General features: G+C 71.1%; 25 protein-coding genes and 1 pseudogene. 13 read left to right on the plus strand and 13 right to left on the minus strand.

What is annotated here, in order from left to right:
- The first annotated feature begins 151 nt into the window (after positions 1-151).
- Positions 152-1,045: an alpha/beta hydrolase gene (locus tag OG520_RS41940; protein WP_331748551.1), complete on the plus strand. Its 894-nt coding sequence runs from the start codon at positions 152-154 to the stop codon at positions 1,043-1,045.
- On the opposite strand, the gene OG520_RS41945 is transcribed toward OG520_RS41940, so the two are convergent.
- Together OG520_RS41945 and OG520_RS41950 are read right to left on the minus strand one after the other, a co-directional pair.
- A complete protein-coding gene (locus OG520_RS41945) occupies positions 1,014-1,718 on the minus strand; it encodes a response regulator transcription factor (protein WP_331748554.1) in 705 nt (234 codons plus the stop codon). The genes OG520_RS41940 and OG520_RS41945 overlap by 32 nt on opposite strands.
- On the minus strand, positions 1,715-2,920 hold the full coding sequence (locus OG520_RS41950; RefSeq protein WP_406016743.1) for a sensor histidine kinase: 1,206 nt from the start codon (positions 2,918-2,920) through the stop codon (positions 1,715-1,717). Before OG520_RS41950 ends, OG520_RS41945 begins: the two co-directional genes overlap by 4 nt.
- A gap of 179 nt (positions 2,921-3,099) precedes the next feature.
- Here OG520_RS41950 and OG520_RS41955 point away from each other — a divergent pair, with 179 nt between their 5' ends.
- The 4 genes from OG520_RS41955 to OG520_RS41970 all read left to right on the plus strand — a co-directional run bounded on the left by OG520_RS41955 (position 3,100) and on the right by OG520_RS41970 (position 6,576).
- Complete coding sequence (locus OG520_RS41955) at positions 3,100-4,020, plus strand: ATP-binding cassette domain-containing protein (RefSeq protein WP_331748561.1); 921 nt, start codon at positions 3,100-3,102, stop codon at positions 4,018-4,020.
- Complete coding sequence (locus tag OG520_RS41960; protein WP_331748564.1) at positions 4,017-4,790, plus strand: ABC transporter permease subunit; 774 nt, start codon at positions 4,017-4,019, stop codon at positions 4,788-4,790. The genes OG520_RS41955 and OG520_RS41960 overlap by 4 nt, the downstream gene beginning before the upstream one ends.
- Before the next feature lie 554 nt (positions 4,791-5,344).
- Positions 5,345-5,743 carry a hypothetical protein gene (locus OG520_RS41965; protein ID WP_331748567.1) on the plus strand — a complete coding sequence of 133 codons (399 nt, stop codon included), beginning with the start codon at positions 5,345-5,347 and terminating at the stop codon, positions 5,741-5,743.
- Positions 5,744-5,811: 68 nt separating this feature from the next.
- Entirely contained in the window at positions 5,812-6,576 is a 765-nt protein-coding gene (locus OG520_RS41970; protein ID WP_331748569.1) for a class I SAM-dependent methyltransferase, read from the plus strand.
- A gap of 40 nt (positions 6,577-6,616) precedes the next feature.
- Here OG520_RS41970 and OG520_RS41975 read toward each other — a convergent pair whose 3' ends face one another.
- The 5 genes from OG520_RS41975 to OG520_RS41995 form a co-directional block, all read right to left on the minus strand.
- Entirely contained in the window at positions 6,617-7,465 is an 849-nt protein-coding gene (locus OG520_RS41975; RefSeq protein WP_331748571.1) for a MerR family transcriptional regulator, read from the minus strand.
- The gene (locus tag OG520_RS41980) at positions 7,462-8,421 is read right to left on the minus strand and encodes a DUF2268 domain-containing putative Zn-dependent protease (protein ID WP_331748574.1); all 960 of its coding nucleotides are present in this window, start codon (positions 8,419-8,421) and stop codon (positions 7,462-7,464) included. The genes OG520_RS41975 and OG520_RS41980 overlap by 4 nt, the downstream gene beginning before the upstream one ends.
- 63 nt (positions 8,422-8,484) lie before the next feature.
- Complete coding sequence (locus OG520_RS41985) at positions 8,485-9,054, minus strand: transcriptional regulator (RefSeq protein WP_331748577.1); 570 nt, start codon at positions 9,052-9,054, stop codon at positions 8,485-8,487.
- Entirely contained in the window at positions 9,055-10,671 is a 1,617-nt protein-coding gene (locus tag OG520_RS41990) for a helix-turn-helix transcriptional regulator (protein WP_331748580.1), read from the minus strand.
- A 75-nt stretch (positions 10,672-10,746) separates the two neighbouring features.
- The gene (locus tag OG520_RS41995) at positions 10,747-11,079 is read right to left on the minus strand and encodes a hypothetical protein (RefSeq protein WP_331748583.1); all 333 of its coding nucleotides are present in this window, start codon (positions 11,077-11,079) and stop codon (positions 10,747-10,749) included.
- A 230-nt stretch (positions 11,080-11,309) separates the two neighbouring features.
- Between OG520_RS41995 and OG520_RS42000 the strand changes: the two genes are divergently transcribed.
- The 7 genes from OG520_RS42000 (at position 11,310) to OG520_RS42030 (ending at position 16,996) form a co-directional block, all read left to right on the plus strand.
- A complete protein-coding gene (locus OG520_RS42000; protein WP_331748586.1) occupies positions 11,310-11,516 on the plus strand; it encodes a DUF5988 family protein in 207 nt (68 codons plus the stop codon).
- Positions 11,517-11,898: 382 nt separating this feature from the next.
- Positions 11,899-12,429, plus strand: coding sequence for a hypothetical protein (locus OG520_RS42005; RefSeq protein WP_331748589.1), 531 nt, complete (start codon positions 11,899-11,901; stop codon positions 12,427-12,429).
- Positions 12,430-12,579: 150 nt separating this feature from the next.
- Entirely contained in the window at positions 12,580-13,470 is an 891-nt protein-coding gene (locus OG520_RS42010) for a DUF4097 family beta strand repeat-containing protein (RefSeq protein WP_331748592.1), read from the plus strand.
- 42 nt (positions 13,471-13,512) lie between these two features.
- Entirely contained in the window at positions 13,513-14,517 is a 1,005-nt protein-coding gene (locus OG520_RS42015; RefSeq protein ID WP_331748595.1) for an ATP-binding cassette domain-containing protein, read from the plus strand.
- Positions 14,517-15,308, plus strand: a complete 792-nt coding sequence (locus tag OG520_RS42020) for an ABC transporter permease (protein ID WP_331748598.1) — start codon at positions 14,517-14,519, stop codon at positions 15,306-15,308. Before OG520_RS42015 ends, OG520_RS42020 begins: the two co-directional genes overlap by 1 nt.
- Positions 15,309-15,516: 208 nt before the next feature.
- Positions 15,517-16,758, plus strand: a complete 1,242-nt coding sequence (locus OG520_RS42025; protein ID WP_331748601.1) for a cytochrome P450 — start codon at positions 15,517-15,519, stop codon at positions 16,756-16,758.
- Positions 16,759-16,762: 4 nt separating this feature from the next.
- Complete coding sequence (locus OG520_RS42030; protein WP_331748604.1) at positions 16,763-16,996, plus strand: ferredoxin; 234 nt, start codon at positions 16,763-16,765, stop codon at positions 16,994-16,996.
- Between the two features lie 145 nt (positions 16,997-17,141).
- On the opposite strand, the gene OG520_RS42035 is transcribed toward OG520_RS42030, so the two are convergent.
- The 4 genes from OG520_RS42035 to OG520_RS42050 form a co-directional block, all read right to left on the minus strand.
- On the minus strand, positions 17,142-17,564 hold the full coding sequence (locus tag OG520_RS42035) for a DUF1772 domain-containing protein (protein ID WP_331748607.1): 423 nt from the start codon (positions 17,562-17,564) through the stop codon (positions 17,142-17,144).
- Positions 17,565-17,834: 270 nt separating this feature from the next.
- Positions 17,835-18,827: an AraC family transcriptional regulator gene (locus OG520_RS42040; protein WP_331748610.1), complete on the minus strand. Its 993-nt coding sequence runs from the start codon at positions 18,825-18,827 to the stop codon at positions 17,835-17,837.
- Positions 18,828-18,936: 109 nt separating this feature from the next.
- A complete protein-coding gene (locus tag OG520_RS42045) occupies positions 18,937-19,800 on the minus strand; it encodes an NmrA family NAD(P)-binding protein (protein WP_331748613.1) in 864 nt (287 codons plus the stop codon).
- A gap of 96 nt (positions 19,801-19,896) precedes the next feature.
- Positions 19,897-20,517: a sigma-70 family RNA polymerase sigma factor gene (locus OG520_RS42050; RefSeq protein ID WP_331748616.1), complete on the minus strand. Its 621-nt coding sequence runs from the start codon at positions 20,515-20,517 to the stop codon at positions 19,897-19,899.
- A 79-nt stretch (positions 20,518-20,596) separates the two neighbouring features.
- On the opposite strand from OG520_RS42050, the gene OG520_RS42055 reads away from it, so the two are divergent.
- Complete coding sequence (locus tag OG520_RS42055; RefSeq protein ID WP_331748619.1) at positions 20,597-21,430, plus strand: alpha/beta hydrolase; 834 nt, start codon at positions 20,597-20,599, stop codon at positions 21,428-21,430.
- Between the two features lie 34 nt (positions 21,431-21,464).
- Here the strand turns inward: OG520_RS42055 and OG520_RS42060 are convergent.
- Positions 21,465-21,944: pseudogene (locus OG520_RS42060) on the minus strand (prolyl aminopeptidase); the annotation flags it as partial.
- Between the two features lie 195 nt (positions 21,945-22,139).
- Complete coding sequence (locus OG520_RS42065; protein WP_331748622.1) at positions 22,140-23,033, minus strand: oxygenase MpaB family protein; 894 nt, start codon at positions 23,031-23,033, stop codon at positions 22,140-22,142.
- Positions 23,034-23,053: the final 20 nt, after the last annotated feature.

The raw sequence follows: 23,053 nt of genomic DNA on the forward strand, positions 1-23,053 counted from the left end.
ACCTCCGATACTTTTCTCAAAGATGAGAACAGTGAGAGTGAGGACACCGGCCATGGCCCATCCGTCGCCCGAAGTCGGCTCAGCCGGCCCCGAGGAAACGTGCTCCCGACCCCCGCTGGGTCGCCTGTACGCCGCTGCCGGGCGGAAGTTGATGCTGCACCGCTCCGGCAGCGGGGGCCCGGCCGTGGTGTTCCTGCCGGGAGCCGGGCTGGTCGGCCTGGACTACCTCAACACCCACGACCGGGTGGCCGAGTCGACCACCAGCGTGCTCTACGACCGCGCCGGTACCGGCTGGAGCGAGCCGGCCGACCTGCCCCGCACTGCCGCCGAGGTCGCCGGCGAGCTCCACGATCTGCTGCACGCCGCCGACGTACCCGCCCCGTATCTGCTGGTGGGCCACTCGCTGGGCGGCGCCTACGCGCGTCGCTACGCGCAGCTCTTCCCCGACGAGGTGTCCGGGCTGCTCCTGCTGGACCCCTTCCACGAGGATCTCCACGCGCACGGACCTGAGGAAGCGCGGGAGAAGCTGGCGCGGCTGCACGGCCGGGACATACCGGAGCTGACACAGGAGCAGCTCCGGCAGGCCCGCGACCAGGCCGCGCCGCTCTTCGCGAACTGGCCGGACCCCGTACGCGAGCCGCTCGTCGAACACCACGTCACCACCGCGTGGCGGGCCGGTCTGTACGAGGACCGCAACCTCTACGACGTGGTCGCCGACGAGCTCCGCACCGGACCGGAGCTCCCGGACGTCCCTCTGATCGTCCTCACCGTCCTGGGGCACGACGACGCGCAGGCCCAGCTGTGGTCCGCGGCGGTGCTGCGGCGGATCAACGACGCCAAGACCGCGCTGCACGCCGGGCTGGCCGCTTCGGTCCGGGACGGTGAGCACCGGATTCTGACTGACGCCGGGCACGGCTGGCTGCACGAGGAGCGTCAGGACGCCGTGCTCCGGGCGATCGACGACCTGCTCCGCAAGGCGGACCGACACCCCCGGCGGAGCCGGGAACCCGCTTTCAGGGACCGGTCGGTGGCCGTGCCGCCGTGACCAGTCCGCTCTCGTACGCGACGATCACCAGCTGGGCGCGATCACGGCAGTCGAGCTTGGTGAGCAGATGGCTGACGTGGGTCTTCACGGTGGCGATGCCGAGGTACAGCCGTTCGGCGATCTCGGTGTTGGACAGGCCGCGGGCGATGAGCGCGAGGACTTCGCGCTCGCGTCCGGTCACACCGTCCAGGGTGCGCGACAGCGGTTGCGAGGGCTCCGGGCGGTGGGCGAACTCCGCGATCAGGCGCCGGGTCACGGCCGGTGCCAGCAGTGCATCGCCTCCGGCGACGATCCGTATCGCCGCGATCAGCTCGGCGGGGGGTGTGTCCTTGAGCAGGAAGCCGCTGGCACCGGCCCGCAGCGCGGCGTAGACGTACTCGTCCAGGTCGAACATCGTCAGGATCAGCACCTTGACGTGCGCGGTGCCGGGAGAGCCGCAGATCTGCCGGGTCGCCTCGATGCCGTCCGTTCCCGGCATCCGTACATCCATCAGGACCACGTCCGGCGGGTCCTGCCGGGCGCAGCGCACCGCCTCCGCGCCGTTCGCCGCCTCCGACGTGGTCACCAGGCCGGGCTCGGCATCGACGAGCACCCGCAGGCTGCCGCGCAGCAGCGCCTGGTCGTCGGCGATGAGGACCCGGACCGGATCGCCGGAGCCGGTGGGCGGGATCATGTGCTCTCCTCGTACGGCAGGGACGCGTGCACCGCGAAGCCGCCCTCCGGACGCGGTCCGGCGGTGAAGGTGCCGCCGTACAGGGCGACGCGTTCGCGCATGCCGACGATGCCATGGCCGCCGGTCGTCTCCGTCGGCGGCACCCGGCCGCCGCCGTCGTCGGTGATGTCGATCCGGACGTCGCGGCCGTTCGCGGCGACCTCCACCCGGCAACGGGGTTCCGGGCCGGCGTGCTTGGCGACGTTGGTGAGCGCCTCCTGAACTATCCGGTAGACGGCCAGCGCGACTCCTTCGGGAAGGTTCTCGACACCGCGCGCCGTCAGCTGCGCACCGGCCTGCCCGACGAGTTCGGGAAGTGCGACCGCGCCGGGAACCGGTCCGAGCGACGCCGGCTGCCGCTCGCCCTCGGGGGTGCGCAGCACACCGAGCATCCGGCGCATGTCGTTCAGCGCGGTGCGGCTCGTGCGTTCGATGACCTGCAGGGCGTCGTGCGCCTCCTGCGGCCTGACGTGCAGGACGTGGTTGGCGACGCCGGCCTTGACCGCGATCAGGCCCATGCTGTGGGTGACGACGTCGTGCAGTTCGCGGGCGACCCGCAGGCGTTCCTCCGTGACGGCCCGCTGAGCGAGCTGCTCCGCCGCCCGGACGGCGAACGCCCGCCGCTGCCGCGCGGAGCGCCCCAGTTGCCAGGCGCCGAGCAGCGCGGTGGAGCCGAGCAGCAGCAGTCCCGGGCCGCCGCGCCACCAGTACGCGTCGCCCGCGTGCGTCGCTCCGGCGGCGCCGCCCAGGGCCAGGGCCGCCAGCGACAGTCCGGGCAGCCATCGTTGCCACCAACGGTGCGACGGCATCGTGAGGGCGACGGTGTACATGGCGTACGCCGCCGACAGGAACGGGTCCCACGTGGCGTCCCGTACGACGGCGACGACGGTCACCGCCAGCACGGACAGGAACACGGGCAACGGCCGGATCCTCCGTACGGCGACGGGCGCGGTGGCCGCGGCGATGAGCACGAGCCGCTCCCACGGCACCGGGGCCGGGGTGACTGTCGCGGACGACGGCGCGTCGGCTGTCGACCCGGTCAGCAGCAGCGCGACCGCGTAGCCGATCACGAACGCGCAGTCCAGGGCGATCAGTTGGCGTCGGCTCAGCCGCCGGGCCAGGATCGGATGATCGTCCGCGTCCACCTCAGTACCTGCTCGCACCGCTCGACCCTATCCAGGCGCACGGCGCGCCACCTCCGTCCTGCGGTTGTCCCGGGCGCTCCCCCCGTGGTCGGACGCGCGGCCTCCTGCGACGGCCCGTCTCCACCCGTGGGTGGAGAAAGAGCGGTCGACCCCGGGCCTGATGCGGCGGGGGCTTCGCATCGCGGACCATCGCCGACATGATCGAAGTGACCAACCTGACCAAGCGCTACGGGAACACCACCGCGGTGGAAGGGCTCGGCTTCCGGGTACGGCCCGGTCTGGTGACCGGGTTCCTGGGTCCCAACGGCGCCGGAAAGTCGACCACGATGCGGATGATGCTGGGCCTGGGCCGGCCGACGGCCGGCGAGGTGCGCATCGACGGCGCACCGTACCGGCGGCTGCGCGATCCGCTGCGTACGGTGGGCGCGCTGCTCGACGCCGGGGCCGTGCACCCCGGCCGGACCGCGCTGAACCACCTGCGGTGCCTGGCCCGGAGCAACCGGATCCCGGCCCGCCGTGTCCATGAGGTGATCGAGCTGGCCGGGCTGGCGGGCGCCGCGCACCGGCGGACGGGGACGTTCTCGCTGGGCATGGGCCAACGGCTGGGAATCGCCGCGGCGTTGCTCGGCGACCCGGCCGTCCTGGTGCTCGACGAGCCGGTCAACGGGCTCGATCCGGAAGGTGTCCGGTGGATCCGGCACCTCCTGCGGGACCTGGCGGCCGAGGGGCGCACCGTCCTGATCTCCAGTCACCTGATGAGCGAGGCGGCACTCACCGTGGACCACCTCGTCGTGATCGGCCGCGGCCGGCTCCTCGCGGACACCGGAATGGCCGCGTTCATCGACAGGCACACGGAAGCGGGGGTGCGGGTGCGCACGCCGGAACCGCAGCGGCTGCGCGAGGTGCTGGCCGGTGCGGGGATCGAGGTCACCGCCTGCGCCGACGGGACCCTGAGTGCGGCCGCCGACGCGGAGCGGATCGGCGCACTCGTCGCGGCACACGCGGTGCCGGTGCACGAGGTGACACGGAGCACCACGTCTCTGGAGGAGGCGTTCATGCGGCTGACCGCCGACGCGGTCGAGTACCGGGCGGAGCAGCCGGGAGGAGCACAGCGATGAGCAGCAACTCGCCCCGGGCGGTTCTCGCCGCCGAATGGACCAAGGTGTGGACCGTGCGCTCGACCGGTTTCACCCTGCTGCTGGCCTTCGTGCTCAGCACCGGTATCGGCACCCTCGTCGCGTTCAACTGGCGCGGCAACGTCGAGCATGTCGTCAACTTCGATCCGCTGGTCGCCGCCCTGTACAGCGTCACGCTCGGGCAGCTCGCCCTCGTCGTGCTCGGCGCCCTGCTCGTCGGTTCCGAGTACGCGTCCGGATCGATCCGGACCTCACTGTCCGCGGTACCGGGGCGCGGTCTGCTCTACTGCGGCAAAGTACTGGCCGGCACGGTGACCGCCCTCGCCGGCTCGACCGTGACCGTCCTCGTCACGTTCCTGGCGGCACAGGCGGCGCTCGGCCCGTACGGCACGAAACTCACCGCGGACGGAGTCCCGGCCGCGCTCGCCGGGGCCGTGGTCTATCTGACGTTGATCTGTGCCTTCTCCATGGGCATCGCGACCGTCGTGCGCAGTTCGGCGATCGCGATGGGCATTCTGCTGCCGCTGCTGTTCCTCGGTTCCCAGGGGCTCGGCAACGTCCCCGCCCTGAAGCCCGTCCTGCGGTATCTGCCCGACCAGGCCGGTCTGGAACTGATGCACATCGCCGGGCCGTCCGGCGACGGACGCTTCGGCCCCGGCTACGGGACCGGGGCGGCTCTCGCCATTCTGCTGGCCTGGACGGCCGCCGCCCTGATCGGCGGCTATCTGGTCCTGCGCGGGCGGGACGCCTGACGGCCGGGTCAGGCCGTCGAGTTCGGCGAGTGCGTGCGTCAGCGGTACGTCAGCCGGACGTCATCGTAACGACAGCGCGGAGGCCAAAGCTATGCGCAGACCGGCCGCCGCACCCGGCGGCAGGCACCGACCGCATCGCACACGGGAAGCCCCACCTGCGTACCGCCGTCCGCCGCGGGGCGAGTCGGCACACAGGCAGCAGCGCCCCGGAACACTCCCCCGTTTCCGGGGCGCTGCGACATCGTGAGCGGCGTCAGGTGCGCGGCATCGGTATGCCGCCGCAGTGCGGGCATATGAGTCAAAGTGGCCGGGAAGAAGTCCGGCATCGCAACGGTCACCGACGACGAGATGGTCGACATCAGGCTGTGCCACGACTGGATCTCCGGACAACGCCGGTCGTTCGACGAGCGGTTACTACCTGCAGAAGTACGTGACGCGCCGCCCCAAAAGCCTGTGGTCGCAGGTGAATGCGGCACCGGCTCGTCGGCGGCGACCCGGCGGGATGAGCCGAGGGCGGTGTCCGGTCGCGGAGCGGCGTCGCGGATGATGGCGGGATGTTGGTCCGGACAGAGGCGGTGCGGCAGGTCCCGTCGGGGCCCGCGACGGTCCGGGTGCGCTCCGCGGTGGGCACCGCCGTCGTGCTCTGGCACGGTGCCCCCGAGGAAGTGGGCCACGAGCACCATGTCGAGTGGACCGTCGACGAGGACATCGCCTGGGCGCAGAACACCTGGCCGGCCGCTTCCGCCACCCCGGGATTCCGGGAGGACGGCGACCGCATCGTCTTCCGGGGGCGGCTGGGTCTCACCGGGGACGGCATGGCGCTGCTGGACGTGGGCGGTGCGCCGCTCCTGTTCGAACTCGGGGTTCCGCCACCGCCGGACAGCGCCGGTGCGACCTGGGTCGAGGTCCGCGTCGGACGGGAGAGCGTCGGTGTGTGGCCCTGTCGGCTCTGAGGTGATCCGGCGCGGCCGGGGTGAAACTCGGTGTCCATGGCCGGCCCGCCGACGCTAGCGTGCGCCGCATGACTGAAACCGATCTTCCGCCGCGTCTGACCCGGCTCACTTTCCACGGTCCGCTTTCCGAGGCGCGGGCCGCGCGGATCGTCGACCGGCTCGGCCGGGCCGCCCCCGCATGTGTTCTGGACATCGGTTGTGGCTGGGGGGAGTTGATGCTCCGCGTCCTCGACGCGGTGCCGGGAGCGACCGGGACCGGAATCGACCTCAACGGCGAGGACATCGCCCGGGGACGCGCGAACGCCGAGGCCCGTGCGCTGACCGGACGCGTGGAGTTCGTCGAGGGGTCCGCCGAAGAGGCGTCGCACGGGTCCGCCGACCTCGTCCTGTGTCTCGGGGCCAGTCACGCCCTCAGCGACGCGGAACCGCCCGAGCACAGTGCGGGCGCGCTGCGTGCGCTGCGCCGGATCGTCGCGCCCGGCGGGCGGGTCCTGCTCGCCGAGGGCTTCTGGCAGCGCTCCCCCACCTCTGCCGAACTGGCCGCGATGTGGCCGGACGCCCGCGCCGACGAATTCCATGACCTGGCCGGACTCGTCGATGTCGCGGTGTCCGCCGGGTTCCGGCCCGTCTGGATCGAGACGGCCGGCGACGACGAGTGGGAGGACTTCGAGTCCGGCTATCAGTCGGACGCGGAGGAGTGGCTGGCCACTCACCCGGACCACCCGTTGGCAGAGGAGACGCGCGAGCGCGTCGACCGGCACCGGTCGAGCTGGCTGAAGGGCTACCGGGAAGTGCTCGGGATGGCCTACCTCACGCTCGTTCCCGTGGGCTGAACGACTCCGGAGCACCTGCCGCCCCGACGGCAGCACGCGATCACTCCCATCTCGCGGACTCCGGGTCGACGCCTCTCGCCCCGGCGTTCGCGAGGATCACATCGCGCAGCCAGACGGTCAGGCCCGGCGCGAGGGCGTCGTAGTGCTCGGCGTACCCGGGCTCGTCGATGTACATCCGCCCGATGCACACGTGCATCGCGGGTGTGCAGTCGAAGTGCGCCGAGATCATGGCGCGGTGCCGCTCCGCGAGGGCGTTCGCCGCAGCGGAGCCCGGTGCGACTCCGGCGCGCTTCGCGGCGGCGAGGTCGGCGTTCAGGGCCTCGGTCGCGGACGCGGACTCCTTCCAGTCCTCCGGTGTCATCGCGGCGGCCCGCTCCGCGTACTGGGCCCACTGGGCGCTGTCGCCCCAGCGGTCCTCGGCCTCCTCGACCCAGGCGGGCTGCCAGTCGGCGCCGAAGATCTCGACCTGTTCCTCGGGCGTCAGCCGCATCCCGGGTTTCGACGCCGCCATCATGCGGTCGACGGAGTGCACCATCCTCTGGAGACGGGCGATGCGTTCCACGAGCTGTGCCCGCTGCCGGCGCAGATGGTCGTGCGCGTCGACGTCCGGGTCGTCGAGGATCCGGCCGATCTCGGCGAGCGGGAACCCGAGCTCCTTGTAGACGAGGACGCGGTGGATCCGGGCGATGTCGTCGCCCGAGTACACCCGGTGCCCGGCCCAGGTGCGCCCGCCGGGGCGCGCGAGACCGATGGCGTCCCAGTGGTGCAGCGTCTTCACACTGACCCCGACGAGCGCGGCCGTCCGTCCGACGGCAAGGCCGCCGGCACCGGGCGTCCCGGCTCCCGCCTCGGTGGTGGCCGGTTCCTGCTCGGGAACGTCACTGGTCATCCGCCCAGTGTCGCCGAACTCGCCGGGGCCGGGGCTTCGGGGCCCGCTGTTCCCGGAGGCCCCTCGGCCGCCGCCCCGGTGGGCACGCCCGCGTTCGCGAGGATGTCGTGCGCGGGCAGCGCGGTGCTCCGGGCCGCGGTCAGGCCGGAGGCCGCCAGGTGGGCATCGACGATCCGGAGACCGGCCGCGTATCCGGCGAAGTCCGGCAGTCCGACGGGCTGCTGCCCCATCAGTCGCGCGGTGGCGTCGCCGTACACGTACGCGGGCAGGTTCTGCATCCCCGCCACGTCGATCCCAGCCACGATCTTCCCGTGGGCGTCGTCCAGTTCCGCGCCGGACAGCGCCGTCGCCCAGGGCCCCATGGCCCGCTCACCCGCCAGTTCCCGTACGAACGCCTCGGCCAGGCCTTCGGCCACGACCTGCTCGCCGACCGTGACCGTCATGGGATTCCAGGCCACATTGGCGTAGCGCACGTTGTGGTGGAGCTCGTGCGCGGCGGCGTGGCCGATCTTCGCCAGGCTGGTCTCGGTGGGCCACATCGTCAGTTGGATCGCGCCCGGGATTCCGCCCATGCCGAAGTAGCCGGCGTTGCGGACCGTCAGGTGGTCGTCGTCGGGGTCGCCGAGCACCAGGACGACATGGACGGTCCCGGCGCTCCTGGCTTCGGGCACGGCACCGCTCAGCCGCTCCCACGCGGCGGCGAGGCAGTGCTCGATCCGGTCCCACACTCCCGCGTCCCGCATCTGTCGCAGGGCTGTCAGGTAGCGCGGGTCCTCACGGTCGATCCGGAAACCACTGCCCGTCGTGTGCATCTGGAACGTGTCGATATCACCCACCATGGACATCACGCTCTGCAGCGGGCCGAGCATGTCCCGCAGGGCGTCGGGCCGTTCCTCCAGCGGGCTGTGCAGGAGATCGAACATGGCGGACGCCGTGTCATGAACAACAATCTTCATGCCATGGGACCGTAGGACCTCCTGTTACGGGAGGGGCAAGCCGTGCGGCGGCGCAACGCACGTCTACGCGGCGAAGCCGATGTTGGTGACGTACTCGTACTGCCCCCACTGCGACCCCAGGTCGACGATCGTGTCCTCCCAGGCGTCGTCCAGGCCCTGTTGGTCTCCGGACGCCCAGGCCTCGACGATGCGGTCCCAGCGGCGGACGTTCATCGTGCGGTACTCCACCAGCCGTTGAAGCGGTCGCGGCACCTGCGACTGGTTCAGCGGATGGATCTCGACCCGCGTCCCGCCACGGGCGTTCAGGCGTCGCAGGAGATGCCGGGCGACGTTCTGGCGGCGGACCTGGCGGTAGGCGGCGTCGATGCGTTCCAGGTTGGCCTTCGACGGCCGGCGCCTCTCCTCCAGCCACGCCTTCAGCGTGCGGTCGGTCACCGTCAGCCCGGCATCCCTGGCCGCCCTGCGGCTGTGGTCCGTCCTGGTCAGGTAGTGCAGGCGCGCCATCAGACCACGCTTCACGGTCACCGGAGTGACGATGCCGCCGGACAACTCGTCGAGTTTGCGTGCGACGGCGTCGCTGCCCTTGATGCCCCGGGCGCCGAACTTCCCGAAGTCGATGGTCCTCTCGGGCATCTACTCCTCCTCCCCCGACATGTCCTCGGTGTCGCCGCTGCCCGCGGTGTAGGTGTCCTTCATCTTGACCTCGGTCACGCCGCGGCCTTCGGGAAAGACACGGTGCCAGTCACCGATGACGTGGAGCTCGTCGGTGCCCATCGCGCGTACGACGGTGAGGCCTTCGTCGTGGGCCTTGAGGGCTTTCATCCAGAGGTTGGCGAACGCCTGGCTGCGAATGATGTGCATCCAGTCCGGGCGGTAGAGCTCCCGGTTGTAGTTCGACTCCCCCATCGTGGAGACGAACTTCGAGTACATCGCCTTCACGTACTCCAGGGTCACCTCGTCGTCCTCGGTGATCGCCGTGTCCCGGGCGTCCTTGAGGGCGACGCGGAACTTCTCCAGCAGGTTCTCCGTCGCGCCGGACGTGTAGGACTCATGGATCTCCGGGGGTGCGCACAGGGCGTGCTTCGGGCCGGAGAGGCGCAGCAGGAGGCGCAGGGTCGGTTCGGTGACCCACAGCGGGCCGGGCTCGTCCCGGTTGCCGATCGGGTTGGGCAGCACCGCCCCGTGTTCCCATTCGGGCGGGGTGATCAGGTGGACACCGGCGCGGCGGCGGTCGTGGGCGAAGCCCGTGGTGTGTTCCAGCTGGCCGAGCGGGAGGTGGGTCTTCAGGGCGGAGAGGTAGGCGCCGTTGACGTCGAGCGCGGTCACCTCGTGGCGGCCGGGCGGCAGTTCGTGACGGGTCCACTTCGGACGCGCCTCCCAGATCCGGTCCGCGCCCTTGGAGGTCTGCTTGCGCAGGATGTCCGGGATCCACGGGTGCGCGACGATGTCGTACCGCGCCCCCTTGCGGGTCTCGTCCAGCAGCCGCATCGCGTCCGGGATCGCCCGCTTCAGCAGCGCCGCGAGGGCCGCGTCGACGTCGCCCCGGTGCTCGGCGAGCGCCGCCCGGACCGTCCGGCCGATCAGGTCCCCGGGCCCGGACTCCTCCTGGAACGCACGCTTGGCCGGGCCCCGGGAGCGCTGCGCGGGGCGCGCGGCGGCCCGGGACGGCGCGGCCCCGGGGGCCGGGGGCTCGGGGGTCCGAGGGGCCGGGGGCTCGGGCGACGTGGCAGTGGGCAGCGTGGTGGTGGGCGACGTGGTGGTGGCGGGTCGGCAGTCGGCCGGGTCCAGGTGCTGGGCGAAGCCCGCCACCCGGTGGCCGGCCGGTGATCCGCACAGCACGCACGGCTCGGGGGCGGCGAGGGACTCCACCTCGTCCCCGGCGTCATCCCCCGTGTCGTCCCCGGACTCTTCCCCGGCCTCGTTCTCCCCGGTCACCGGCGACGGTGGGGAGACATCGGGCGCCGAGGACGCCGAGGACGCCGAGGACGCCCCTTCCAGCTCCGTCCCGGTGGTGAACTTGGCGGCCAGCCCGTCCAGCAGATACGCGTACTTGGCGCGGATCTCGTCCGCCGGTTCGCGGCCGCTCTCCCATCCGCCGACCGTGCTGGGACTCACGCCGAGCGTACGGGCCACCTGGGCCTTGGAGAGCCTGGCCCGCTCCCGCAGCTCCCGGCGGACGTCCGCCGGCGGGAGTACGGCCTGCGGACCGACGGCCGCGAGCAGCGCGTCGATGGCGTCGAAGTCACTCACCGGAGCGCTCCCTTCGCGGTGTCGCCGCGGCCCGTTCCGGGGACACGCGGGGCGGCTGGAGTGTCATGAGGCCCGTCAAATGTAGGTGACGGGGTTACGGGACAGATGCGGGCTCCTGCTGGGGCGGCCGACGCGGGGGTCGTCACGCAGGAGTTCGCCTTCGAGAGCGTAACGGTCACCGTGCTTGGAAATGCCGATGATCCTCGCGACCGCGAGAACCGTGCCTTCGGTGTTGATGATCTGCACCTCGTCCTGCGACAGGGCCCGGTCGGCGTTGAACTTCCAGATGCCGCGGCCTGCTTCCCATGCCTCGTCCTCGCTCATGCCCCGGCGCCACCCGAGGGTGGTCCGCATCAGGCGGTCGCCCGCGTCCGCCGCGCGCTCGGCGCCGATCTGGATCTGCAGCACCCGTCCACCTCCCGGGGAATACTGTCCAACTTGTTGCGAAGTTACCACTCGCATGACTTCACAACAAGTTGGACAGTATCCGGCCCGCCGGCGGAGCCCCGGGGCGACAGCATCGGTGATACCTCGTCAGGGAGCCGCGGGCACGCCGTCGGAGTGGGGCACGGCGGGCGGCGGTGAGCCCTTCGGCGCGTCATGAAGGAGCCGGACCACCACCCGGAGAAACTCTCGCCATGACCGACGCACCGAAAGTAGTACTCGAAGGCGGCCCGGACGATCTCCCCGACCGGATCGTCCCCCTCACCGCACCTGGGCCCGATATCAAGATCTCGTTCCGTGGTGGGTACGAACACTTCAGGGCCACGTCGCGCCACCAGGAAACAGCCGAGGGGACGCTACCCGTCTACGAATGGTGGGAGCGCACGGAAGTCCCCGGGTGAAGACGTTCCCGCCCCAGTTCTTCAGCTCCTCAGTTCTTCGACACGGCCTTCGCCCGGTCCCGCGCTCCGGCCGGCGAGGCACTTGACCCGGGCGAGACCACCCGGCGAGACCGCCCGGCGGCATCGCGGTGGTCGAGTCGGCCGAAGGCCCGCTCGACCACCCGACGCCACCCGACGCCACCCGACACCACCGGTGGCGCCAGAGCTCCCACCCAAATGGCGCCACGATGGCATTCCCATGGCGCCACCCTAAGCCGCGCGCCCCATTCGAGCGGCAGCAAGTCGCATCAGAGATTTAGAGAAGTCCCAGCTCAGAGGCGTATGCGCCACGAAGGAGCCAACATGGCTCGCCATGGCGCCATTCGTGTGCCATGATGGCGTCATGGACCTCACGCCCTACGTCGACAACCTCCGCCAAGAACTCGCCGTCGCGGCGGACGCCGGCGGTGACGAAGCCCGCGCCCTGGCCGAGCGGCTCACCGCCCCCCTGGAGTCCGCCACCCGGCTCACCCTGCTCAACGCGCTGTCCGCAGCCATGGGCGAGGTCACCCGGGAGCTGGCGCCCGGCTCGGTCGACGTGCGGCTGCGCGGGCTCGACCCCGAGTTCGTGGTGACGCCGCCGCCCGCGCCCGAGCCGTTCCAGGAGACGCAGACGACGGCCGCGACCCCCGCCGCCATCGCGCCGCCACCGCCGCCCGCGGACACCGACGACGGCGCGATGGCGCGGATCAACTTCCGCCTCCCCGCCCACCTCAAGAGCCGCGCCGAGAACGCCGCGGCGGCGGAGGGCCTGTCGGTCAACGCCTGGCTGGTGCGAGCCGTGTCCACCGCCCTCGACGGCGGGGAGCGCGCAACCCCGCCGGGCCGCGGCAAGGACTCGGGCGGCCGGGGCTTCACCGGCTGGGTCCGCTAGGGCCTTTCGTTTGGATCAGGGTCGGACAGACCCTGGGGCCCCGGCCCGGCCCACCTCACTTTCACCGGCGGATCGCCGATCCGGCCGACGTAACTCTTCACCCGCCCCACCGGCGGGATCACCCAACAAAGCCACGAGGACGGGACAGCCATGCCTGCTTTCGAGACCCCCGAACCGATCTCCGCCACCTTCGAACTGGAGGTCGGCACCGCCCGCATCACCGCGGGCAAGCGCACCGACACGGTCGTGGAGGTACTGCCGCGCAACGGATCCGACGACAACGACGTACGCGCCGTGCAGCAGACCCAGGTCACCTGCTCGGGCGGCCGCCTCACGGTCAGGACACCCAAGAAGCGGTCCCTGTTCGGCAAGCCGGGCGCCATCGAGGTGAGCGTCGAACTGCCCGCGGGGTCGGATCTCCGGGGCACCACGGCCATGGGCGGCTTCTTCTGCGATGGCCGCTTCGGGGAGGTCACGCTCAAGACCTCGCTCGGCGACCTCCAGGTGGACGAGGTGGCGGGCGCCGACCTCAAGACCGACCACGGCGACATCCGCCTGGCCCGCTCGACCGGGGACGTCGAAGTCATCGGCTCGGGCCGGATCGAGGTCGGCACGGTGGCCGGCGCGGCGACCGTCAAGAACGGCAACGGCGCGACCGAGATCGACGAGGTCACCGGCGGTCTGAAGACCAACGCGGCCAACGGCGACATCTCCGTGGGCATCGCACACGGCAGCGTCGCCGCCAAGTCCGCGAACGGCCGGATCGAGGTCGGCGTCGCCCACGCCGGGGTCGACGCAATGTCCTCCAACGGCCGCATCCGCGTCGGCGACGTGACCCGCGGCCGAATCGATCTGCGCACCTCCGTCGGCGACCTCGAAGTGGGCATCCACGAGGGCACCGCCGCCTGGCTCGACCTGAACGCCAAGTACGGCACCGTACGCAGTTCGCTCGACTCCGCCGCCGGCCCCGAGGGCTCCGACGAGACCGTCGAGGTGCACGCCCGTACCTCGGTCGGCGACATCGTCATCCGCCGTGCCTGACCCCGCTCACCCCCAACTCCCCGCCCTCGAAAGGAAAGCGGTATGACCACCACCCAGACGTCCGCGCCGACCGCCAAGAACGCGACGGCGTCGGCGATCACCGCCACCGGACTGCGCAAGTCCTACGGCGACAAGGTCGTGCTCGACGGCATCGACCTGAGCATCGCCGAGGGCACCGTCTTCGCCCTGCTCGGGCCCAACGGCGCAGGCAAGACCACCACCGTGGAGATCCTCTCCACGCTCATCGACGCCGACGCGGGCGAGGCCCGGGTCGCGGGTCACCATCTGACCGGCGCCGCCGACGCGGTGCGCTCCGTGATCGGCGTCACCGGCCAGTTCTCGGCCGTCGACAATCTGCTGACCGCCGAGGAGAACCTGCTCCTCATGGCGGATCTGCACCACCTCGACCGGCGCGAGGGCAAGCGGCGGGCCAAGGAGTTGCTGCGCCGCTTCGACCTGACCGAGGTGGCGGGCAAGACCGCCGTCACCTTCTCCGGCGGCATGCGGCGCAAGCTGGATCTGTCGATGACCCTGGTCGGCGATCCGCGGGTCATCTTCCTCGACGAGCCCACCACCGGACTCGACCCGCGCAGCCGGCGCACCATGTGGGAGATCATCCGGAGCCTGGTCGCCGACGACGGCGTGACCATCTTCCTGACCACCCAGTACCTCGACGAGGCCGACCAACTCGCCGACCGCATAGCCGTGTTGGACCACGGCAGGCTGATCGCCGAGGGCACCGCCGACGAGCTGAAGCAGCGCATCCCCGGCGGCCACATCCGGCTGCGGTTCGCCGACGCCCACGAGCTGGACACCGCCGCGGACATCTTCGGCATCGCCATGCGCGACGAGGAATCCCTCACCCTGCAGATCCCCAGCGACGGCTCCATCCCCACCCTGCGTGCCGTCCTCGACACCCTGGAGTCCACCGACGTCCGGGCCGAGTCGCTCACCGTGCACACCCCCGACCTCGACGACGTCTTCCTGGCCCTCACCGGTCAGCCCCGCCCCGCCGACACCACCGCATCGCCCGAGGAGAACGTCTGATGGCCACCATGTCCTACGCCGCCCAGGACTCCCGGACGATGCTGCGGCGCAGCCTCAAGAAGGCCCTGCGCTACCCGTCCCTGACGCTCACCGTCGTCATCATGCCCATCATGATGCTGCTGCTGTTCAACTACGTGTTCGGCCGCGCTCTGGGCACCGGCATCAGCGGACTGCCCACCGGCAGCGGCGACTACATCGACTACCTGGCGCCCGGCATCATCCTGATGGCCGCCACCTCCGGCGCCCTGACCATCGCGATCAGCGTATGCGCCGACAAGACCGAGGGCATCGTCAATCGCTTCCGTACGATGCCGATCTCCCCGGCCTCGTTCCTGACCGGCCATGTCGTCGGTGGCGTGATCCAGACGATGACCAGCATCGCGCTCGTCATCGGCGTCGCCCTCCTGATGGGCTTCCGCCCCAGCGCGACACCCGTCGAGTGGGTCGCCGCCATCGGTCTGCTCGCCCTGCTCACACTCGGACTCACCTGGCTGTCCGCGGGCATCGGCCTGATCGCCAAGAACGTGGAGAGCGCCAGCAACATCCCGATGCCGCTGACGTTCCTGCCGTTCCTCGGCAGCGCCATCGTGCCGACGGATTCCATGCCCACCGGCCTGCGCTGGTTCGCCGAGTACCAGCCCTTCACTCCGATCATCGAGACGCTGCGCGGCCTGTGGCTCGGCACCGAGATCGGCTCCAGCGCGGTCATCGGCCTTGCCTGGTGCGTGGGGCTCTCCCTGGTCGGTTACGTGTGGGCGCGCCGCGCCTTCAGGACCATCGGCAAGCGTTGACCTCCGCGCCTTCAGGACCATCGGCAAGCGTTGACCTCCGCGCCTTCAGGACCATCGGCAAGCGTTGACCTCCGCGCCTTCAGGACCATCGGCAAGCGTTGACCTCCGCCCCTTCGAGGTCGACGCCAAGCGGTAACCCCCGCTCCTCTCAGACCACTTCACCGAGCCACCCCAGCCGCACCTCGCCCCACGACCACGGAAGGACCCCATGTCGTACGACCCGACGGCCGCCGGCATCACCACCGACGACATCACCGCCGAAGAACCGCCCACCCTGCCCACCGACCGGCGCACCGGCTGCCCCTTCGACCCGCCCGCCGAACTCACCGCCCTGAGCGACGAGCCGATGCGCCGCATGCGCTACGCCGACGGGCACGTGGGCCGGCTGGTCACCGGCCATGCCGCGGCCCGCGCGATCCTGGCCGACCCGCGCTTCAGCTCACGCTACGAACTCCTGCACCTGCCGATGCCGATAACGGGCGTGTCGGGCGAGCTGCCGCCGGCGCCGGTCGGCGACATCATCGGCCTCGACGCCCCCGAGCACACCCGCTACCGGCGCCTGCTCACCGGCAAGTTCACCGTCCGCAGGATGCGCCGACTCACCGAGCGCGTCGAGCAGTTAACGACCGAGTGCCTGGACGCCATGGAGCAGGCCGGGCCCGCGGTCGACCTGGTGGAGGCGTTCGCGCAGCCCCTGCCCGCGCTCATGATCTGCGAGCTGCTCGGCGTGCCGTACACCGACCGGGAGCGCTTCCAGAGCCATGTGGCGACCCTCTTCGACCAGACGGCGGATGCCGAGTCGAAGGGCGAGGCCTATATGGCGCTGCTCCAGTACCTGGGAGAACTGGTCCTCGCCAAGCGCGCCGAGCCCACCGACGACCTGCTCAGCGATCTCACCACCTCCGACCTCACCGACGAGGAGCTGGCCGGAATCGGCGGGCTGCTCCTCGCCGCCGGGCTCGACACCACCGCGAACATGCTTGCCCTCGGGACCTTCGCCCTGCTCAGCAATCCCGACCAGCTGGACGCGCTGCGAGCCGACCCGGGCCTCGCCGAGCAGACCGTGGAGGAGCTGCTGCGCTACCTCAGCGTGGCCGACCCGCTGCTGCGGTCGGCGCTCGACGACGTCGAGGTGGAGGGCCAACTCATCGGAGCGGGTGAGACGGTGACCGTTTCCGTGCAGGCCGCCAACCGCGACCCGCACAAGTTCCCCGACCCCGACCGGCTCGACATCCACCGCAAGGCCACCGGGCACCTGGCCTTCGGCCACGGCGTCCACCAGTGCCTGGGCCAGCAGCTCGCCCGCGTCGAGATGACCGTCGCGCTCCCGGCACTCTTCGCCCGCTTCCCCACCCTGCGCCTCGCGGTGCCGCCGCAGGAGGTGCCGCTGCGCGACCGCTCCAACATCTATGGCGTGATCAGCCTGCCCGTCACCTGGGACAAGGAGTAGACCCATGAGCGACCCACGAGAGCTGTTGCGTCTCAGCGTCGACCGTGACCGCTGCGCCGGTGCCGGCATGTGCGCCCTGACGGCTCCCGAGGTCTTCGACCAGGACGACGAGGAAGGCCTGGTGGTGCTCCTGCACCCCGCACCGGCCCCCGAGCACCGGGCCGCCGCCCGCATGGCCGTCGGCCTCTGCCCCGCCGGAGCCATCGCCGTCGACGCCCCGGACTCCACGGGCTCGTAGCGACCGTGGCACCGCCCGGACCGAGAACCCCGGCCGAGACCCCGGACCGAGAACCCCGCACCGCGCACCGGTGGGGGGCTCTCGCCTGTGCGGACCCGTCGTTCGGGAGCAGATACCGACGGGCACCTGCGCCGCCGCCGGACGATCAGTCCGGGACACCGGCCCATCCGCGGCCCTGCACTCTCAGGCCGTACGCCAGGCAGCCCAGGGCGGCGGTGCACAGCAGGGTGCGCATGATGTTGGTCGTCTCCCAGACCCCCTTGAACTTGTCGACGACCGACAGGTCGCGGGCCTTCGCCGGGTCACCGATCGCGGCAAGCTCGTTGTTCAGGGGGATGTTGACGGAGAACGTGACCAGCAGCGCCACCACGTAGAGCACGGCGGCGACACCCGCCCACAGGGCGACCGTACGACGTCCCCTGCGGTACTCGATGACGGCAACGGCCACCGTCACGGCGAGCGCGCCGAGGAAGATCAGCACGAACAGGCCGCTGGTGTCTATCACCTGGTTGAAGTTCTGCATGGCCTCCGCGTACAGGCGGTCGTCGGTACGGGCGAGGCCGGGCATGACCGACACGTCGAAGGCGAAGAACAGACCGCCATCAGACCGACGGTGATGACGGACATCACCAGCAGAATGCCCGCGGCTCTGCTCGGCCGGGGCGACGGCGCCTGCGACGCGAGCGGAATGTGCGGGGAATCAGTGGTCATCAGAGCGTCCTCACTGTGGAATTCGGTCGTTCGCGCGAGGCACAAGCATGGGAATGGGGCGCGAGCATGGAAATCACGGGTGGCCGCCCGGACGTCCGGCGAGGCGTGACGCGTGCGGCCCGGACCGTCAGCCGCCCAGCACCACCGTCCGGGACGGTGTCGCCGGGGGCAGGACGATCTGCGAGGCGCCGCTCCTCCGGTACTCCTGCGGACTGACTCCCCGCACCCTCTTGAAGGCCGAACTCAGCGCGAACGCACTGCTGTAGCCGACCTGGTGCGCGACCGCGGCCACCGTGGCGTCCGGTTCGCGCAGCAGGTCGGCGGCCAGGGTGAGACGCCAGGTGGCCAGGTAGGTCATCGGCGGCTCCCCCACCACCTCGGCGAAGCGGCGGGCGAGGCCCGCCCGGGAGACACCGACCTTGCGGGCCAGCGACTCCACCGTCCACGCGTGGGCCGGATGTTCGTGCAGAAGACGCAGTGCGGGCCCCACCCTGGGGTCGGACCGGGCGCGGTACCAGGCCGGCGCGCCGGCGTCCGGCTCGGCGAGCCAGGCGCGCAGCACACTGACGAAGAGCAGGTCGAGAAGGCGGTCGAGGACCAGCTCCTGGCCCGGCTCGTCGCGGCCGATCTCCTCGGCCAGCAGAGGTACGAGCGGGGAGTCGCCGAGGGCGGCGGGCCGCACCAGGAGGGCGGGCAGGGCACCCAGCAGACGGCGGCCGATCTCGCCGGGCCCCTGGTACGTGCCGCTGAGCATGACGGACGAGCCCTGGCCGATCGGGTCCCCCCAGGTGCGCACCCCCAGGGCCATGCTGTCGGTGACGTCCTCGCCGTCGCCGGTGCCGCAGCGCTGATCCGGACCGACGGTGATCTGGACGGGGGTGTCCTGCGCGTCGGCGATCGTGTACGGGTCGGGGCCCCGCAACACGGCGACGTCGCCGGGGCCTATGCGGGCCGGGACTCCGTGGTCGGGCATCACCCAGGCCTCGCCGTGGACCATGGTGGCCAGGGAGATCGGGGCGCGGTCCTCGACACGGAGCGACCAGGGCGGGTTGAAAACGGACTTGAGCAGGAAGGCGCCACGCGCCTTGGGCCCGTCCAGGAGCCCGGTGAGCACGTCCATGTGGTGATCCCCATTCGGCTTGAGGGCGTGGTGCCGGGTCGAATCCGTATCAGAAGTCCCCGGACGTCCCTCGACGTCCTCAGACGCTGTCAGACGTTGCCGGGCGTTGTCAGACGTTCCAGATGCCGGTGGCGGCGGCATCCTTCGCGAAGACGGAGAAGTCACGCGGCTCGCGGCCGAGGACCTCCTCCACACCGTGGACGACGCGGGCGTTGCGCCCGTCGAGGATCGGGCCGAACAGGTCGGCGAACTCGACCGGCAGCCCGTTCTCCCGCAGCCCCGCCCGGTAGTCGTCGAGGGTGACCGGGATGTACGTGATCTCCCGGCCGGTGACCTGCGACAGCTCGGCGGCCACATCGCGGAAGCTGAGCGACCGGGGCCCGGACAGCTCGTAGGTCCTGCCGATGTGCTTGTCGTCGGTGAGGGCCGCAGTGACGACGTCGGCGATGTCGTCGGCGTCCACGAACGGCTCCACGGCGTCGGCGGTCGGCAGCGCGAGCTCACCGGCCAGGACGGGCTCCAGGAAGAAGCTCTCGTCGAAGTTCTGGTTGAACCAGCTGGCCCGTACGACGGTCCAGTCGGCGCCCGACTCCTTGAGCTTGTTCTCGCTGATCACCGCCCCCGGTTCACCGCGTCCGGAGAGCAGTACCAGGCGGCGGGCGCCCTTCTTCACGGCGAGCTCGGAGAAGGCCCCGACGGCCTCGGCGGCCCCCGGGAACCCGAGGTCGGGGTAGTAGGTGACGTAAACGGCTCCGACGCCCTCGATCGCCGCCTCCCAGGTGCTGGGGTCCTCCCACACGAAGGGCGGTTCGCCGCTGCGGGATCCCACACGCACCGGCAGCCCCTGTGCGGTGAGCCGCTCGGCCACACGGCGCCCGGTCTTGCCGGTACCACCGATCACCAAGGTCGTCCTCGTTCCGTTCTGCTGGTTGTTCTGCTGGTCGTTCTGCTGGTCGTTCTGTGTGTTCGTCATGCCGATCAGTCAACTGCCGCCCGGCGAGACGAACCATAGCCGCAACGCTCAACTCCATACGCGTGCGTCTACCGGAGGATCGGGCTGCTGCGCGGATCAGGCGTCTTCCCTGAGCCGGTCGCGCTGGATCCGGTGTGCGAGGGCGCGGCGCACGGAGGCCGATGCGGTGGCGATGGCGGTGGTCTTCGAGGGGACGTCGAGGCCGCGGCTGATCCTGTCGTACGCGTCCTGGTAGCCGACGGGCATCGTCGCCCGGTGCAGCCTCAGGTCCTCCTCGACGAGGCGGCGCAGCTCGTCGACGTTCTCGGGCGTGAAGCGCTTCCTCCCCCGGGCGATGGCATCGACGCAGCGGGTGCAGCGGGCGGTGTCGCGGAGGGTCTCCGAGATCTCCTCGGCAAGGGCCCACAGGCGTCCTTCGAGCCATGGGACGTCCTGCTGGTCCAGGGAGAGCTCCATCGGAGGCGGCGGGTCGTCCATCCGGTACTTCGCCACCTGCTTGGACACGGCGGGCTGACTCAGGGCCGCGAGCCGGGCAATCCTCTCCTGCGTCCAGCCCAAGCCGATGAACAGCTTGATCATTTCGGCGCGCAGCCTCCGCATCTCCTCGCCTGCGCGGATGACTTCGTTCATGCCGGCGAGCATCCGCCCGGCCTGTTCCTCGGTCAGCGCTTCGGTCGGCTCCTCGCCAATCCGGTGCGCGCTCTCTTCGCCTGCCATGAATCGGTTATATACCTCCGGACCCCTGTCAGACATAACCGGGTTGTACAACATGGTTATGACTGACAAGGTGCATGCCATGCCCACCTTCTTCGCACCTGACGGAACCCGGCTCGCCTACCGCGTACACGGCGACGGGGACGGCGACCCGCTCGTCTGCGTCCCCGGAGGCCCCGCGGACTCCCGCTACCTCGGTGACCTCGGCGGCCTGTCGGCGCACCGCCGGCTGATCGTCCTGGACCTTCGCGGCACCGGGCGGTCCGCGATCCCCGAGGACGCCTCCTCCTACCGCTGCGACCGCCTCGTCGAGGACGTCGAGGCCCTGCGCACACACCTCGGACTCCCCCAAATCGACCTGCTCGGCCACTCCGCGGGAGCGAACCTCGCGACGCAGTACGCGGCGCGTGACCCGAAGAATGTCGGCAGGCTCGCCCTGATCGCCCCCGGCACCCGGGCCCTCGGAATCGCGATCACCGGGGAGATGCGACGTGAGCTCGCACAGCTCCGCAGGAACGAGCCGTGGTTCCCGGCGGCGTTCGCCGCCCTGGAGGCGATCACCGAGGGCACCGGCAGCGACTGGGAGGCCATCAGCCCCTTCTTCTGCGGCCGTTGGGACGCCGCGGCGCAGCAGCACCGAGCGGCGAGCCGGCCGGACAACGAGGAGGCTGCCGCGCTCTTCGCGGCCGAAGGGGCCTTCACGCCGGATGCCACGCGTGCGGCGCTCGCCGGCTTCGAGGCCCCCGTCCTGCTGCTCGCCGGTGAGTTTGACGTGAACAGTCCCCCTCGGTCGGTGGCCGAGGCCGCCGAGTTGTTCCCCGATGCCGTACTCACCGTTCAGCCAGGGGCCGGTCACTGCCCCTGGGTCGACGACGCGGACCGGTTCGTGGCAACCGTTGCCGCGTTCCTGGGGTGAAGCCCGTACTGCTGCTTCCCATGGCTTCGCGAGGCTACTGCCGCGCGAAGCGCTCGAACGCCGCGTACAGCGCCGCGCTCATGGCGGCACTGCCCTTGTGTCCCGAGTTCTCGATGACCACGAGTTCCGCGCCGGGCCAGGCGTGGGCGAGTTCCCAGGCCGTGTCGAGCGGTCCGCTGATGTCGAGGCGGCCGTGGATCAGGACGCCGGGGATGCCTGCCAGGCGTCCCGCGTCGCGGATCAGCTGGCCCTCCTCCAGCCAGGCCCCATGGGCGAAGTAGTGCGAGCAGATCCGTACGAACCCCAGCATGGCCCGGGGCGGCCTGTCGCCGTACGGGTTGGGCGAGCCGTACGGCTCCGCGGAGAGGACCGCGTCCTCCCAGGCGCACCAGTCGGTCGCGGCCTTGGCCCGTACGTCCGGGTCGGGGTGCTCCATGAGGCGCGCGTACGCCCCGACGAGGTCGCCGTCCCGGTCCGCCTCGGGGACACCTTCCCGGAATCGCTCCCATGCTTCTTCGACACGCACGGAGGGCTTCACATGATCAACAGGCGTACGTTGTGCATGGCGTCGCGGCGCAGGCGGGAGTTCGACGACAGGGCCCAGGGGGCGGGGGCGGAAGCCTGACCGCGCCCGGTCATGAAACCCGGTGAGCCGCCGGTTCCCCTCCACCGAAGCATGCTGCTGCCGGACGCCTCGAAGATCTCGACGTCATCCCTGCCGCGCCCCCGCCAGCCGCCCCCGTGCGGCGGCCTGGATCCGGGAGGGCCCGAGCCCCCACTGGAGGGTGCGTCCGACGGCCGTCGCCAGGGGCCGGTCCCAGCCGGTGCGGACAGGGGCCGGGCGGTGGATGCCGAGTTCGGTGCGGGCCCAGTCGGGGAGGAGCCCGACCGAGGCGTTCGTGAGCAGGCTTACGACCAGCCGCTCCCGTGGTGTGCGTCCGAAGCGGCGGAGGAACAGTACCGAGTCCAACGCGGCCGGAGTGGCGTGGAGTTGGGGACGGAGGCGAGCCAGGTACCGTTCGGCTTCGAGGGACGTGCGCGGTACGTTCCGTGCGCCCAACGCCTCGGCCACGGGGGCGGCTTGGCGGTAGTAGGCGTCGCACTCGGCGGGGGTCAGTCGGAGCGGCCGGGGTGCGTAGGTCTGGTGGCCGGCGAGGAAGCTGCGTACCTCGGCGGTGTGCACCCAGGTGAGCAGGTCGGGGTCGTCCGCGCGGTACGGCCGGCCGTCGGGGGCGGTGCCGTGCACCCGGGTGTGGATCCGCCGGACGAGGTCGATCACCTCGCGGGCGGCGGCCGAGGAGCCGAAGGTGGTCGTGGTGATGAACCGTACGGTTCCGTTCAGCCGCCCGACCGGATCGGCGCGGAAGTCGGAGTGCTGGTCGACCCCCGCCATGGCCAGCGGATGCAGCGACTGGAGCATGAGCGCGGCGAACCCGCCGGTGAGCATCCCGGTGGCCTGCCCGTGCACCCGCCACACCGGATCCCCCGGCTCGATCCCGAACAGCCCGGGATCACCGGGCGGCCCCGCGTACCGCTCCAGCTTGAGATCCCCGCCGTGCATGGTCGCCGTGAGTTCCGCCGCGATCCGTTCCCGCAGTCCCACCAGCACCTCCAGGATCCGTG

This window comes from Streptomyces sp. NBC_00984, from assembly GCF_045162475.1.
Taxonomy (GTDB): Bacteria; Actinomycetota; Actinomycetes; order Streptomycetales; family Streptomycetaceae; genus Streptomyces.

Excerpts from the sequence above, each read along its gene's own strand:
- OG520_RS41970 (WP_331748569.1), top strand. The coding sequence starts at position 5,812 with ATGACTGAAACCGATCTTCCGCCGCGTCTGACCCGGCTCACTTTCCAC.
- OG520_RS41980 (WP_331748574.1), bottom strand. The coding sequence starts at position 8,421 with ATGAAGATTGTTGTTCATGACACGGCGTCCGCCATGTTCGATCTCCTG.
- OG520_RS42030 (WP_331748604.1), top strand. The coding sequence starts at position 16,763 with ATGAGCGACCCACGAGAGCTGTTGCGTCTCAGCGTCGACCGTGACCGC.
- OG520_RS41955 (WP_331748561.1), top strand. The coding sequence starts at position 3,100 with ATGATCGAAGTGACCAACCTGACCAAGCGCTACGGGAACACCACCGCG.
- OG520_RS42025 (WP_331748601.1), top strand. The coding sequence starts at position 15,517 with ATGTCGTACGACCCGACGGCCGCCGGCATCACCACCGACGACATCACC.
- OG520_RS42055 (WP_331748619.1), top strand. The coding sequence starts at position 20,597 with ATGCCCACCTTCTTCGCACCTGACGGAACCCGGCTCGCCTACCGCGTA.
- OG520_RS42005 (WP_331748589.1), top strand. The coding sequence starts at position 11,899 with ATGGACCTCACGCCCTACGTCGACAACCTCCGCCAAGAACTCGCCGTC.
- OG520_RS41945 (WP_331748554.1), bottom strand. The coding sequence starts at position 1,718 with ATGATCCCGCCCACCGGCTCCGGCGATCCGGTCCGGGTCCTCATCGCC.
- OG520_RS41940 (WP_331748551.1), top strand. The coding sequence starts at position 152 with ATGCTGCACCGCTCCGGCAGCGGGGGCCCGGCCGTGGTGTTCCTGCCG.
- OG520_RS42020 (WP_331748598.1), top strand. The coding sequence starts at position 14,517 with ATGGCCACCATGTCCTACGCCGCCCAGGACTCCCGGACGATGCTGCGG.
- OG520_RS42040 (WP_331748610.1), bottom strand. The coding sequence starts at position 18,827 with ATGGACGTGCTCACCGGGCTCCTGGACGGGCCCAAGGCGCGTGGCGCC.
- OG520_RS41960 (WP_331748564.1), top strand. The coding sequence starts at position 4,017 with ATGAGCAGCAACTCGCCCCGGGCGGTTCTCGCCGCCGAATGGACCAAG.
- OG520_RS42015 (WP_331748595.1), top strand. The coding sequence starts at position 13,513 with ATGACCACCACCCAGACGTCCGCGCCGACCGCCAAGAACGCGACGGCG.
- OG520_RS42000 (WP_331748586.1), top strand. The coding sequence starts at position 11,310 with ATGACCGACGCACCGAAAGTAGTACTCGAAGGCGGCCCGGACGATCTC.
- OG520_RS42035 (WP_331748607.1), bottom strand. The coding sequence starts at position 17,564 with ATGCCCGGCCTCGCCCGTACCGACGACCGCCTGTACGCGGAGGCCATG.
- OG520_RS41965 (WP_331748567.1), top strand. The coding sequence starts at position 5,345 with ATGTTGGTCCGGACAGAGGCGGTGCGGCAGGTCCCGTCGGGGCCCGCG.
- OG520_RS42050 (WP_331748616.1), bottom strand. The coding sequence starts at position 20,517 with ATGGCAGGCGAAGAGAGCGCGCACCGGATTGGCGAGGAGCCGACCGAA.
- OG520_RS42010 (WP_331748592.1), top strand. The coding sequence starts at position 12,580 with ATGCCTGCTTTCGAGACCCCCGAACCGATCTCCGCCACCTTCGAACTG.
- OG520_RS41985 (WP_331748577.1), bottom strand. The coding sequence starts at position 9,054 with ATGCCCGAGAGGACCATCGACTTCGGGAAGTTCGGCGCCCGGGGCATC.
- OG520_RS42045 (WP_331748613.1), bottom strand. The coding sequence starts at position 19,800 with ATGACGAACACACAGAACGACCAGCAGAACGACCAGCAGAACAACCAG.
- OG520_RS41975 (WP_331748571.1), bottom strand. The coding sequence starts at position 7,465 with ATGACCAGTGACGTTCCCGAGCAGGAACCGGCCACCACCGAGGCGGGA.